Annotated in this window: 9 protein-coding genes; 5 read left to right on the top strand and 4 right to left on the bottom strand. The window is 49.2% G+C overall.

What is annotated here, in order from left to right; all coding sequences use genetic code 11:
- Positions 1–3 precede the first annotated feature (3 nt).
- The 4 genes from R3B84_00960 (at position 4) to R3B84_00945 (ending at position 7,310) form a co-directional block, all read left to right on the top strand.
- On the top strand, positions 4–3,153 hold the full coding sequence (locus R3B84_00960; protein MEZ6139116.1) for a WD40 repeat domain-containing protein: 3,150 nt from the start codon (positions 4–6) through the stop codon (positions 3,151–3,153).
- Between the two features lie 646 nt (positions 3,154–3,799).
- Complete coding sequence (locus R3B84_00955; protein ID MEZ6139115.1) at positions 3,800–4,612, top strand: MotA/TolQ/ExbB proton channel family protein; 813 nt, start codon at positions 3,800–3,802, stop codon at positions 4,610–4,612.
- A 29-nt stretch (positions 4,613–4,641) separates the two neighbouring features.
- Positions 4,642–5,883: a hypothetical protein gene (locus R3B84_00950; GenBank protein ID MEZ6139114.1), complete on the top strand. Its 1,242-nt coding sequence runs from the start codon at positions 4,642–4,644 to the stop codon at positions 5,881–5,883.
- A gap of 11 nt (positions 5,884–5,894) precedes the next feature.
- Positions 5,895–7,310: a VWA domain-containing protein gene (locus tag R3B84_00945; GenBank protein MEZ6139113.1), complete on the top strand. Its 1,416-nt coding sequence runs from the start codon at positions 5,895–5,897 to the stop codon at positions 7,308–7,310.
- Positions 7,311–7,393: 83 nt separating this feature from the next.
- On the opposite strand, the gene R3B84_00940 is transcribed toward R3B84_00945, so the two are convergent.
- Together R3B84_00940 and R3B84_00935 are read right to left on the bottom strand one after the other, a co-directional pair.
- On the bottom strand, positions 7,394–8,593 hold the full coding sequence (locus R3B84_00940; protein ID MEZ6139112.1) for a SpoIIE family protein phosphatase: 1,200 nt from the start codon (positions 8,591–8,593) through the stop codon (positions 7,394–7,396).
- Between the two features lie 110 nt (positions 8,594–8,703).
- Positions 8,704–11,694 carry a serine/threonine-protein kinase gene (locus R3B84_00935; GenBank protein ID MEZ6139111.1) on the bottom strand — a complete coding sequence of 997 codons (2,991 nt, stop codon included), beginning with the start codon at positions 11,692–11,694 and terminating at the stop codon, positions 8,704–8,706.
- A 314-nt stretch (positions 11,695–12,008) separates the two neighbouring features.
- Here R3B84_00935 and msrA point away from each other — a divergent pair, with 314 nt between their 5' ends.
- Complete coding sequence (gene msrA / locus R3B84_00930) at positions 12,009–12,542, top strand: peptide-methionine (S)-S-oxide reductase MsrA (protein ID MEZ6139110.1); 534 nt, start codon at positions 12,009–12,011, stop codon at positions 12,540–12,542.
- A 92-nt stretch (positions 12,543–12,634) separates the two neighbouring features.
- On the opposite strand, the gene R3B84_00925 is transcribed toward msrA, so the two are convergent.
- Together R3B84_00925 and R3B84_00920 are read right to left on the bottom strand one after the other, a co-directional pair.
- Complete coding sequence (locus R3B84_00925; GenBank protein MEZ6139109.1) at positions 12,635–12,793, bottom strand: hypothetical protein; 159 nt, start codon at positions 12,791–12,793, stop codon at positions 12,635–12,637.
- A gap of 121 nt (positions 12,794–12,914) precedes the next feature.
- The gene (locus R3B84_00920; GenBank protein MEZ6139108.1) at positions 12,915–14,057 is read right to left on the bottom strand and encodes a hypothetical protein; all 1,143 of its coding nucleotides are present in this window, start codon (positions 14,055–14,057) and stop codon (positions 12,915–12,917) included.
- Positions 14,058–14,177 lie beyond the last annotated feature (120 nt).

Raw genomic sequence — 14,177 nt, 5'->3', positions numbered from 1 at the left:
GACATGAAAAATCTACCTCTCTTTCTGATCCTGTGGCTGGGTGGTGCATGCATGGTGCATGCAGTCCCACCGGCTCCGGTCAGTTCGTTGGCGTTTCATCCTGCCGCAAACTATCTGGCGGCAGGAACTTACGGCGAAATTCAGATCTGGCAACCCACCCAGAAAGCCCCACTGTATCGTGTTACGAATCTGACAGAGCGTGTTACCGCAGTGGCGTGGTCGCCCGATGGGACCGTCCTGGCTGCTGCGTGCGGCAAACCAGGCAAGGCGGGTGAAATCCATCTGTTTCAATTTGCAGAAAAGCCCAATGCGACGTTAAAACTGTTGGGCAAAATTGATGCGCACAAAGACCTGATTTACACCCTGCACTTCGACCCGAAATCGCAGCGATTGGCATCCGCAGGCTACGACCGCCTGATCCATCTGTGGGATGTTGCCAAACGCACAGCGATCGCCACTTTGAAGGACCACAGCGATACCGTGTATTCGGTGCGTTTTCATCCCAATGGCAATTATCTGCTGTCCGCTGCTGCCGACCGTGCGGTGAAAATCTGGGATCTCAGCAACAACAAGCGGCTTTATTCGTTGAACGACCCCACGGACTGGTTGTATGCGGCAGAGTGGCACCCCGATGGTAAATCGCTGGTGGCTGCAGGCGTTGATAAAAGCATTCGTGCCTGGCAGTTTTCGCCAAATGGCAGCGAATTACGCCAATCAGTGTTTGCACACACGCAGGCGGTCAGTCACCTGGCGTTCGCGGAAGGTGGCAAATCGCTGATTTCCATCAGTGAATCGGGCGAAATCAAAGCATGGGATTCTGGCACGTTGAAAGAAGGTGTATCCTTTCCAAAACAGCCCGCTACAATTTTTTCGCTTGCCGTGCACCCTGGCACCAGCCAGGTGGCAGTGGGTGACATTGCAGGCAATATCACCGTGCTGGATGCCAAAACGGGCAAATCGCTACAAGTATTGACTACAGAACAAGTTGCAGCAAATCTCGAAGATGTGATGCAACCCATTCGGGCCGATCTGCCAGCTCCGGTGATTGCATCCGTCAGCCCCACAACGATTGTCCGTGGGGTGCCCACCACGCTGACGGTAACTGGCAAGCACTTTACGCCGGAAACCAAGTTTCAGTTGCCCGACGCCACCATCAAACAGGTGGGAGAACATTCCGACAGCAAAATTCGACTGCAAGTGCTGATTCCGAAAGGAGTTAGCCCCGGCCCCCGCACTCTGACTGCATCTTTGGGGAAGGTGGCCAGCAACCCTTTTACCGTTCAGGTGGATCGCTTTCCACAGTTGCAGGATCAATCGGAGTTGATTACCCAGCCAACTACAATCGTGGGGATGATCGCCAAATCGGGTGCGATCAATCGCTATTCACTGCAACTGCCGACAGAACAAGATGTTACGTTTCACATTCGTGGCTTTGATGGTGCGAAGTTCACCCCCACCGTGGTATTGTTTGATGCCCACGGCAAGCAGCTCCGTTTTTCCGAAACAGGTCTGCTGGGATATCGACTGGCCGCAAAACAAACCTACCACGTGCGGGTGCACGATCGCAACTATCGTGGTGGGGCAGGCACCGACTATCGTTTCGATATCGGGCCGATTCCGTTCATCACTGCCGCTTTCCCACCTTCGATCGAGCGGGGCCGGACCGAAAAGGTAGAATTGACTGGTTTTTCGCTCCCTGTTCAAGAGGTATCTGTGGCAGTCCCAGCTACTGCGGCGGCGAATGCCAGTGTGCCGTTACCTTTGAAAAGCTGGGTAGAAACCCCACTTGGGCAAATCACGGTGCGTGCGGCAGAATTCCCACTTGTTGCGTGGCAGGGGAAAACTACTGCACTTCAAATGAATAGCTCAGGCCAGGGAGTGCTGCAGGAACCCGGTACCCACCACGACTATCGATTTGCGGCCAAAAAAGGCCAGACAGTGGCACTGGAAGTGCATGCTTCCCGTATTGGTTCGCCATTAGATTCACTGATGGAGGTGCTGGATTCCCACGGTAAAGTTGTGGAGCGGGCCACCCTGCGTTGCACTGCTCGTAGTTTTGTCACCTTTCGCGACCACGATTCCAACAAGCCAGGCATTCGACTGGAATACTGGAACGAACTGCGTCAGGACGATTACCTGCTGGTGGGCAACGAATTAATGCGGATTCTGGCACTGCCACTGAATCCCGATGCGGATTGTAATTTCTATCAGGTGGGTGGCAAGCGCCAGGCTTTTTTGGGCACATCGCCCACGCACCACCCGAATGGTGAAGCGGTTTATCGGGTAGAAATCCACCCCGCCGGCAGCCAGTTCCCACCAAACGGCATGCCATTGGTGCGGTTGCCTTACCGTAACGATGATGGTGGGGATCGTTTTGGCACCGATTCGGTGTTGTTTTTCACCCCACCTGCCGATGGGGAGTACCAAGTGCGGGTGCAGGACAGCCAGAGTAATGGCAGCGAGCAGCACTTCTACCGCCTGACCCTGCGAGAGCCGAAGCCCGATTTTAACGTAACCAGTAATGGCGGGCAGATGAATGTCTGGCAGCACGGTGCCGTGCCACTGGATATCAACATGCAACGGTTTGATGAGTTTGATGGTGAAGTACGGCTGGAGTTTACGGGTGTGCCTGAAGGCTATTTCATCCCCACCACGACGATCGAAGCGGGTCAGTTATCCACAACCGTGATGGTTGAAAACCGCAACGGCAAAGTGACAATGAAACCAGCGAATAATCTGCAGATTGTCGCCACTGCCATGATCAATGGCAAACCAGTTCGCAAATCGATCAATGGGCCAAAACTGCAAACGGTGGTACCTGGGGATATTGTGCTGCAATTATCTACCACCAACCTGGAAGTGGTGCCTGGAAAGCAGACCCGCCTGAAGGTAACCGTGGAACGCAGAAACAAGTTCAAAGGGCGGATACCAATTCAGGTGAAAGGCTTGCCCCACGGGGTGCGGGTGCTGGACATTGGCCTGAATGGCATTCTGATTACAGAACGAGAAAGCGAACGTGAAATTGTCTTGGAAGCAGAACGCTGGGTGGCTCCACAAACAGGTCCGATCAGTATTTTCGCTACCCGCGAAGGAAAAAACACCTCCCACGGTAACAGGAATATTCAACTCCGCGTCATGCCCACACTGAAATAGTTGGGCGATCTTCTGGCCGCATTTTCAACTTTTGTACACTATCAAATACCCCTTCCCAATTAGGGGTGATATCAATTTGGCAAAATTTCACAAAAAAGTTTCACCTGACGCAAAATATTGCCAAATAAACACTTGCGTCTGATACTGGTTTTTGAAAATCGGCCTGGCAGCAACAAAATTGCAAAAAACCGATGGGTCGTGGATATATTAATATGGAGTGTAAATAATTTCATGCTTTGTATTGGCCTGGATAGATTTGGTAACCAGGGCCTTACCGGTGGGAAAGAAGGTCGAGAATGAAGCTTTTTCTCATCCCACTGCTGATGAAATTTGTGGAAAATCGAAAAACTTTCGCCCACATGCCTAATTTCTTTCCAATTTCCACGAATTAGAAAGTAAACTAGCAACAGTGGATATTTGGTGTGGGGAAAGAATTTTTAAGACTGAGAGTAAAACAATTGGGGTAGTTACTACCGGTTGTTCTCATTTTTAGGAATTTAATTGTTCGACTGGGCCATTGAGGTGGGGAAAAGGGACTTGTGAGGACTTGACCCACCTGAAACAATGAGGGCACTGGCTGCTGGAGCATTTTCAGCATTAGAGTTCCCCCACCATAAAGTTCTTTGCGGAGCAACAGGGAAGTAAGATGGTTGTGACGTCTTCTCAGAAGCCGAATCGCGAGTGGTTCTGGCTGATTCTGGCACTGATTATTGTGGGCGGCATTGCCATTCCACTGTGGCAGATTGCAGCACCCGCAGAAAACAGTTCGGAGTATTGGGCACGCTGGTCGAAAGAGCGGATTGCGAAACTACTCCTGGGGCCGGAGCAGATTGCCTGTTATTTTTGCTTCGTCTGGGCTGGGCTGATGCTTCTCAGCCGTTTCCGCGAAGTGCGTCGCCAACGCGAAGCTTTCCGGATGGACCTGTTGCCCACAGATCAAGGTTCGCGCATTTTACCGGAAGATGCCCGCCCACTGGCACGCCGGGTGCAGGCCATTGTCGAACGCCGACCATACATTCTGGCCAAACTGGTTGAAATGGCACTCACAAAGTTTGCCATCAGCCGCAAAGCACCGGATGTGGGCGAAGTCGTCCGCACTCAGGCGGATGTGGAACAGAATCGGATGGTCACCAGCATGTCGACCATCAGCTACCTCACGTGGGCCATCCCTGCACTGGGCTTCTTAGGCACCGTGCGTGGTCTGGCAGGTGGCATGAGCAAAGCAGGCAACCAGGGCGATGCCGATTTCATTAAGCAGGTCACCGATCAGCTTGGGATTGCCTTCGACTGCACCTTCGTGGCCCTGTCATTGAGCGTGGTACTGATGTATTTGTTGCAGATCGTGCAAAAGGCAGAAGAACTGCTGATTATTGATGCCCAACAATATTGTCAGGAACACCTGTTACTTCGTTTGTACGATCCCGAACCAGAAGCAGCGTTTGCCGTTCATCAGGACTAAACCGACCGCACATCTGTTGGAGCACCACCATGGCATGGGTCAATTGGCCAAAAAAGCAATCGAACAATCAGGCGGGACGAGGCACCCTGGGAATTGATTTGAACAATTCCCGGATGCGGGCTGTCGAGGGCACTGGCAATAATGCCAAATTGCTGCCGCTGGATGCTGCCCACCCCGATCTTGCATTGACGATCGCTCTGGATGGCAGGCAACCTCGGCTGGGGCGTGCAGCAATACAGTGCAGTCGGGAATTGCCCCACGTGATCTGCAGCGATTACCTTGCCGCACTGGGCGAACAACGCACCTGGAAGCATGGTCGCCATCGCCTGACGCCGGAAGCAGCGATGACGCTGGGCTTTGAGCAATTACAACAGGCCGCAGTGGGCTACGAAGCGTTTGCGATTGCCACCCCGGCAATGATGACGCTGCCCCAGGTGCTGATGATGTTAAAGACCGCAGAGAAAGCACGCTGCAAAATTGTGGGCACTGCCAGCACGCCTCTGGTACTGGCTGCAGAACGGGCAACCCACTTCATTCATGGCAGTAATAGTCGCAGTGGCACCACCCCACGGTCATTTCAAAGCACCAGTGTGCTGATTATCGATGCAGACGACTACGCACTGAATGCCACCCTGGTGCGGATTACCCCTGAAGAAGTGCGAAAACTGCACGAAGTGAATTTTCCCAAGTTGGGTGTGAAACTCTGGCGTGAAAAACTGCTCAATTCGCTTTCTGATCGGTGCGTGCGTGTCTGCCGACGCGATCCGCGTGATTCCGCAGCAGCAGAGCAATTACTGTTTGATCAGATTGACCCGATGCTGGATCATATTCGTACGGAGCCCAAGTTGATGCTGGCTGTCCGTGGGGATCACTGGTATCAGGATTTGATTATCAGCCAGAACGATCTCGATCAGTTCTGCCGCTCGTTATGGCAGGTAGCTGTTGATGAAATCCGACATTTTCTTTCACCGTTACAGGAAGAAGAGCCCCCACGTGCGGTGTGGTTGACCCACGATGCAGGTCGTCTGCCAGGTCTGGCACCTGCATTGCATCAGCACATGAGCGAACGCACCAGCGTGCGGATTCTGCATTCGGAAGCCACCGCAGCAGCAGTGCTGAACCTTACCTTACGATGGGACAAAGGGGAACTGTCTCGGAACCATCTGAATCAGGTGATTCCTCTGCCGAAACGTACGACGGAAGGTAGTGCGGCACCACCATCAAATAAGAACAGTTCACCGAGCACCAACCCACAAACCAGCAACTCCTGAGGACCAACGGAATGCGACGACATAAACCACCCACCCTTGTCAGCATGTGGATGCTCGATGTCTTCTGCTGTGCACTGGGTTGCGTGACCCTGCTCTGGCTGTTGAAAACCAGAGAAGCGGGGCAGATTTCTAATGAAGCAAGCCAGGTAACCGCACTGCTGAATGAAACCCGTGGTGATTTAACTTCCACGCGGAATACTCTGGTAAACGTGGAGAAGACGCTGAAGGATTCTGAAGAGCGTTCTGCCCTGCGTCTCGCCGATGCCACACGCCTGGCAGCAGAACTGGACAAATTGAACCAGCAACTGGCACTGATGAAGCAACAGCGGGAAGCGGATGCAAAGCACTTGGCGCTGGTGGAGAAGGAGCTGCAGGAAACCAAAAACGCATTGGTGCGGGCCAATAATACCACCCGCGACCTGGAAAAGAATATTTCCACCATGCAGGTGCAATCCAGTTCTACCATGGCAGAATTGCAGAAGAAGCAGGATGAACTAAGCAAGTTGAATCGGGATCTTGCTATGACCCGTAAAGAGAAACTGGAACTGGATGAACTGGTTCGCACCAAAGAAAAAATGCGAACCGATGCAGAACGGAAAGCCCAGACCAGTCAGGCGGAACTGGATGCGATGGCGAAGAGCATGCCCAATGTGGATGCACTCACAAAACAGTTGAAAGACCTGCAGCAATTGATGGGCGACCAGCAGAAAAAGAACGAACAGGCCAGCTTAACCATCATCGATCTGCAAGGCCAGAAGGCCAAACTGGCAGACAAAGTAAATCAACTACAGATTGATCAGGACGCCCGCTTTGCAGGGATTGCCATGACCGGCAAGCGCGTAGTATTTATGGTCGATATGTCTGGCAGTATGGACCGGGTGCAGGAAAACACCCTCGACCCAGCCAAATGGCCGTTAGTGGCAGAAACCGTGAAAAAAGTGATGCGGTCGCTGCCCGATCTGGAAAAGTTCCAGTTGGTACTGTTTTCCAGTGCCACCCGCTATCCATTGGGTGGGACAGGCTGGATCGACTTTGACCGCGAAAAAAGCCCTGAGGCCGTTCGTCAGGCTATGGTGCAGATTCGCCCGATGGGAGACACCAACATTTACAAGGCGATGGAAGATGTCTTCCGGTTTCGGGAAGCAGGGATGGATACCATCTACCTGTTTTCCGATGGCTTGCCCACTTCCGGAGCGGGGCTGACTCCTGAACAGATGCAAACATTGAACGAAGTGCAGCGTTCTGATCTGCTTTCCCGCCACGCGAGGCAGACCCTGCAATCCACCTGGAATGCTGCCGCGCCGGGCAAAGAAAAGGTGCGAATCAACACAATTGGCTTCTTCTACGAATCACCCGACGTGGGGGCTTTCCTGTGGGCACTCGCCCGCGAAAACAACGGCAGCTTTGTTGGCATGAGCAAACCGTAGTAATCACGGTCGGATCAACTGGTTTGAACTGATTGGTTCACCACAACTGAACTTAAAGATAGTTCACGACCAAAATTCAGCCATTACGCCTGTGGGAGTTCCACCAAGACCAGGGTCACATCGTCTGTATAGGCGGTGGTGCCACGGAACTGGTCAATTTTTTCATGAATTGCTGTCATCGCATCATTCACATTCAGGTGGGCGGTGCTGGCGAAAAATTCGGAGAGCCTATCCATCCCCAGGGTTTCTCCACGTTCATCGCGGGCATCCGGAGCACCATCCGTAAAGAACAACACGCGATCCAACGGCTCTAACTGGGTTTCATGGCCCGTGTAAACTTCGTCCGGAAGAATGCCCAGCATAAAGCCCCGAGCGGAGAGGTGCTGCACCTCTTTATTGCCACGTTTCAATACCAGCGGGAACGGATGGCCCGCATTTGCGTAGTGTAACGTGCGGCTGGGTAGGTGAAAAATCCCGTAAAACGCTGTCACAAAGCGGTCATCGCTCAGGTTGAGCAACTGTCGATTCATGGTTGCCAGCACTTCACCAGGCACAATCGAAGTCCGTGCGTACTTTTCAAAAGCCCAGTGGGTCAAAATCGCCACCATTGCTGCCGGAATACTGTGCCCACTGGCGTCGGCAATAAGCACTCCCACGTAGTTGGGGTGGTCGAGGCAGTAGTCGTAATAATCTCCCCCCAGTGGGTCTAACGGAATATAACGCACGGCACTGGGAAGCTGATTGGGTGGGATAGATTCGCTGGGCAGCACCAGTCGGTGCTGCAGGCGGGCAGCAGCCTGCATGTAATGGTTCAATTCCGCATCTCGCGAAATAAGGGCATCATTAGCCTGCCGCACTTCACGGGTGCGGGCCTGAATCTGCTGGTTCAGGTGTTGGGTACGTTTTTCAATAATGGTCCTGGTGGTGACCAGTCCGATCAATTGACCATTTTCCACCACCGGCAGATGTTCTACATTGAGGCGTTCCAGGCTGTGTACTGCTTCTTCCCAACTGGCCTGAGGTGAACTTGTGTAAGGGTAAGGAGACATCCAATCACGAATCGGCGTAACTTCCCATCCTGAAGGGAGTTGCTTCATTTTTCGCAGAAAATCGCTCTTGGTACACAGGCCAATCAATTTGCCATCCTGTACCACCAGAACGGTGCCGATATGGCCCTCCAGCAGAACATGAAGAGCTTCGGCGACTGGTGTTTCGGGTGCCAGCCACCTGGGATTAGCGACCATCATGTCGCGGACAGTCAGTAATGGCGATACTTTACCCATGTATTCATGATATGGAACAGGGGATGCGGTTGGGTGTGAACTAACGGGAGAAAAATGAGAAATCACTCATCTATTCAAGGATTTGTTCCACCTTTTCGGATGTAGATGGGTTACTTCTTTATTTCATTTGCCCGTAAAATAGCTTGAAAATCTGGATGCTGCCTCAGCAGATCAAAAACGGAATCGTTTAATTCACTTTCCACGGCTCGATACCCAAGTTCAATCGCATTTTTTAACGCACTCAGGGCATGATCAGAATCCTTTCGCCTGGCAAACTCTTTACTTAACTGAAAAAGTGCAGTTTTTGAACGTGGTACCCATTTGAGATTTGGAGCTTGACGAACTCTCTGCTTGTACAGATCACATGCTGCATCATACTTTTTCTGATCCAGCCAGAGTGCGATCAGCAGAAACGCTGGCATTGATGTGCTCGGATGGTCAGGGCCAAAGTTTTTGATTCGAGACTGCAGAAGAAGATTTGCCTGTGTTTCTGCTTGTTCAAACTGAGGTGGCTGTTCTGCAAGCAATAATCTCACGGCTCGGTATAGATGCTGATCAGATCCATCAGAGTACATCCTGGGATTGGCTCTCGCCAAATCGAGTGCACGGATCATATTCTGTAAAGCGTCTTCCTGCAACCGCTTTATTTCTCCAGGCATTTCAGCCTTGTTCAGCATGCTTGCATGTTCCTGTTGACAAATGGAAAGCAAATTGAGCAAATCTTTCTCAAGCATGTTCGTCGTTCCAAAACTCTTCCGATAATTATCCATTGCAATCGATAATCTCGTTTCCGCCTGAGTAAATCGTTTCTGAGAACGGAGAAATTCCGCATAGTAGTAATTCACAAACCCATAAATAACATTATCCTTGCCAATGACTTCTTCAAACATGGTGATGCACTGTTGAAATTTTTCATCAGCCAGTTTGGGATCCTTTGCAATTTGCGCCTGTAAAAACAAATTAAAAACTGACAAAGCAGCATTGTTTTGTTTATTGTTCGATGCGATTGTTGTCAGTTCGTTATAGTATGGTAATGCGAAAAGCAACTGCTCTTTAGTGAGGTAATACTGCGACAAGATAAATAAACAGATGGTGACTTCGTAGCTGCTTTGACCAAAATTGTTCCTGCAACTTTTCAGAGCAGATTTAACCAATTCCAGACCATCAGTTGGATTGCCTGTATAGAAACAGGCAATCCCCAGGAAGATCTGTGTCTGTGCAATGCGAGCATCGTCAGGCTTTAATAAATTCTGACGGGTATTTAAAGCTTTTTGCAGGAGATCACGAGCAGTGAGCATATCTCCGCTGTACAGCGACACCAAACCGAAATTATGGTTGCTGGCTGCAAGCTCGATCGGATCCGGAAACGGCTGCTGTTGCCTTAAATCAGCAGCTTGTTGAAACAATAATTTGCTTTTCTTGATTTGTCCAAGACTCAGATAGGTATTTCCAATGACATCGAAAAGTTCGGTTCTGATGAGAGGATCTTGTAAGACTTTCTGGTCAGAGTTTAATGTGTTGACACCTCGATCAAGGATTTCTAGTGCTGTGGGATTTGAAATCGATAACTGACCGAATGATCGCCCCGCCAGCGCGATTGGGTCGGTATCCTTGAACAGACCGAGCAAGAACTTGGAAATCTGATCGGCACGTGCAGCATTGGCCTGTGCGGCTCGATTTGCTTCTTCTGCTTTTTCCTGAGCCTTTTTCGCTTCATCGGCTTTGATGCTTGCTTCTTTCGACTTTCGATCAACTTCTGCTGCGTTCAATGTTGCTTGGTTGGCGTTGAATTGAGCTTCTTTCGCCCGTGCCACGGCAATTCTCCATTGCCACAGAGTTGCGCCAAAGCCAATCATTGCCACAAACAGGACGATGATGATCAAAAAGGAAACTACCGGATTCCTTTTCACCAGCTTAAAGACCCGTTCAATACTGCTAACCGGGCGGGCAGAAATTGGCTTATGGTTCAAATAGCGGAGCAGATCCTCTGCCAGATCACTTGCACTAGCGTAACGTCTCACCGGTTCTTTTGCCAGGCATTTCATCGCTATTGTTTCAAGGTCGCGCGGTAAATTTGGTTGTAAGTGCGTGGGTAAAACAGGATCTTGCTCCAATACCTGTTTGATCGTTTCGTATTGAGATGCCGCTCGAAATGGCGGACGACCTGTCAGGCATTCGTACAGGATGGCACCCAGTGCGTACACATCAACACTTTTGCCAGTTGATTTGGAATCCCCACGTGCCTGTTCCGGGGACATATAGGATGGCGTTCCAATAATCGCACCCGTCTGGGTGAGTGCACTGTCAAAGGATAATCGTTTTGCAAGTCCAAAGTCTGCAATTTTTGGAGTTTGATCATCGGTCAGAAGTACGTTGGCAGGCTTGAGATCCCGGTGGATAATACCCGCCTGATGTGCAAATGCAACTGCATTTGCCAACTGCAGTGCCAGCGTCGCTGCTTCATGTGGTGGTAATGGAACTCCTGAAATTTTCTTGGAAAGCGTACCACCACGTATCAACTCAAAAGCAAGATAAGGCCGCTGCCCCACTCTCCCAATGTCGAAAATCTGCACAATATTCGGATGATGCAAAGCTGCAACAGCCTCACCTTCGCTCAGAAATCGGATTATTTCCTCAGAATCTGCAGCACTATGGCCCTGTAGCATTTTCAAGGCAACAATCCGATTCAATTCCAAATGCCGCGCGCGATAGACAATACCCATCCCACCTTTGCCGATTAATTCCAGTAAGTCATAACCCGCCACTTCGGGAAGAACATCTGGTTGAGCGTTATTTGTTGAAAGTTGTAACTTTTCTGCATCAGATTCGCAATTTACCCGCTGCCAGACCCTGGTAATGATTTCAGGATGATCAGGAAATCGCCTTTGGTAGTCAGTCAATTGAACTTCAACGCGATGCCGCTGCAGATATTCTAATTCAATCTGTAACAGATGAGAAAGAAGGGCCGCCTGACTCTCAAAGGATACTCGCTGAAGATAATCTTCAATTACCGGTTGATTCTGCTGATCCCAGATTTCCTCGAACTCATCACAAACCTGATCGATCAGAGCCAATTGGTGAAAGTCAGCATGTTCCTTCATAGACGGTAAAACCCTCAAACAACGTTAAAATTATCATAGAAAGCATGTTGCAGTAGTGCGCGTGGGGCTTAAATTTATGAGAATCGACTCATTTTATTGGCGATAATTACTGCTAACTTCGAGACAATCAGTTGATGGACGTGAGAAATTTGCCATCTTTTCTATGATAATTCTTTCATTGTTCTTCGTAAGCACTGGCTTGGTTGAAAGTTAAGTGAAATCTGTGGAGAAACAGGAAAATACCGCAACACCTGTTTTGTGCACCACAGAAAGAATTACAATGTAATTTGCAGTCGCAACAGGAAGTACAGACCATGAGTGGGCAGAAAACAATCACCCTGGGTGGGGGATGCTTTTGGTGCATCGAAGCTGTGTTCGAATTGATGCCAGGCGTTGACCAGGTAGTTTCCGGCTACATGGGTGGTTCTCTCCGGAATCCCAGCTATCGGGAAGTCTGCACTGGCTCCACAGGCCATGCGGAAGTGGTGCAACTGACTTTCCGACCAGAATTGTCCACATTGGAGGATATTCTGGATGTCTTTTTTCTGATTCACGACCCCACCACGCTCAATCAGCAGGGCTACGACGTCGGAACCCAGTACCGATCAGTGATTTTCTACCACGATGAAGAGCAGCACACACAGGTGCGGGCATACATGGATCGGATGATTGCTTCCAACCAATTTGCGAAGCCAATTGTGACAGAAGTAGCCGCCGCAGAGATTTTTTATCCCGCAGAAAATTACCACCAGAGCTATTTTCGCAACAATTCAGAACAGCCGTACTGTCAGGCGGTCGTCGCACCGAAAGTGATGAAATACTTGACAAAATATGGTACCAGGTCGTAGTTGTTGTTATTTCTTATCCATTTTTAGAAGTTCGGTTTGACAAGGTAGTGCTGAGCCTTTCCGTCGTGTACGACTTCAAAGATGCCCGCGTCTCACACCACAGTCGATCGCATCTGTGTGCGAACATCGTGTTCAGAAGTCATCTTCAGGCCATTGATCTTCCGAATCAGATCCCCCAGCCGGAATGCCTTGGCAAGAAAGCTCTCTTTGGACAGTTCCGCGATAGTTACTTTTTCATCCTTAACCGCCACCTTCAGTCCCACCTCGGACAGTTCAAAAACCGCTCCCCCAGGTGGTTGGTTTTAAATAAATCTCTCCACAAAATAATCCCTGGTTTCTCAGAAAATATGCATAAACTCTGACTAAGTCAGCCTACTTTAATTTGCTCAATATAATTTCAGATTCTGTGATTTTGGCGGGAAAATCTGATTTATCTTTGGTATAGTGAAGGAGTCTTTCAGAGACGCCATCAGCAATCGCGACAAAAAAATCGATACTGGATTCATTCACACAATTTTTTATAGCTGAAACAGATTGAGCTTTTGAAAGTGTATCTAACAGAAAGTGTTTTGCGACACCATATTTAATAACGAAAATGCCGTAATTCGTTGAGTAAACAATGTGGGGACAATTTGAAACTTCAAATATCTCCCCAGTGCACGTGATGTGTTGATTTTCAGGTGACTTATGAACAAATTCTGTTTTACCGGAAGTACAATTCAGCAGGCTGAGAGAGAATGTTGAAGTTGTAGAAATGAATTTCTGATTCGCAGAAATTGATAAACCAATGAGAGTTGCTTTGGATTTTAGATCTGCTTCACTGAGGACTTCCTTTTTCCATTTCACTTCTGATACTGGCCAGTCAACGTTGAATTTGGTAATTTTGCCATTTGCTGTTCCACAAATAACATCATTCGATAAAGGATCTGATCTCGACAAACTGATATATCGATCATCTTCTGCAAGTTTAATATCCAAGTTTTGTCTATTTTTGAGGCTTTCGTCAAATGATTCAATATTATTGCCAGTCGTTACGTAGAAGCGTGATTTTAATTTGACAACACTTCCTTCTTCATGTAGGTAGATTGAATTTGCGGATTGTACAATTCTTTTTGAAACCAACTTGAGGGATGGGAGTTCAAATGTAGCCAAGATCGTGTGTTGAGTAAGCACGGTAGTAAGGTATTTCGTGCGACCTTGAGAAATTAGTAAATGGCATCGATTTTCAGTGGAGTTGCAAGCAAAGTAGATCCCTGAAAATACGAGCTGTGTTTCTTCGACCTTTATATCTGTTAGCACGCTTGATATTAAACGGTTTGTTTTATAGTCGATCAGAGTCAACGTGATATTTGACTGGGTAAATCCCGTACTCTTGCTTCCAGCAATTAATAAACGATTCTCGGGTAGTGGAAATAGGTCATAAATGTGCGATGGAAATTCCCGCTGTTCAATTCCCGATGCTTTGCCTAATGATGTGGCCATTGCCAGCAATACAATTACAATCATCCTCTTCATTATTGCAACCTATATAAACTAATAGATTTCTTCACTTTGGCATTTCTGGTGGAGTACCCAGGAATCAAGGTGCTGGCAACAATCAGGCTGAAAAGGTCCATTGTTGGTCTCACGAAACTT

This window comes from Zavarzinella sp., from assembly GCA_041399155.1.
Classification (GTDB): domain Bacteria; phylum Planctomycetota; class Planctomycetia; order Gemmatales; family Gemmataceae; genus JAWKTI01.
Note: the sequence above shows the minus strand (reverse complement) of the source record. Positions and strands in the feature narration are given on the sequence as shown.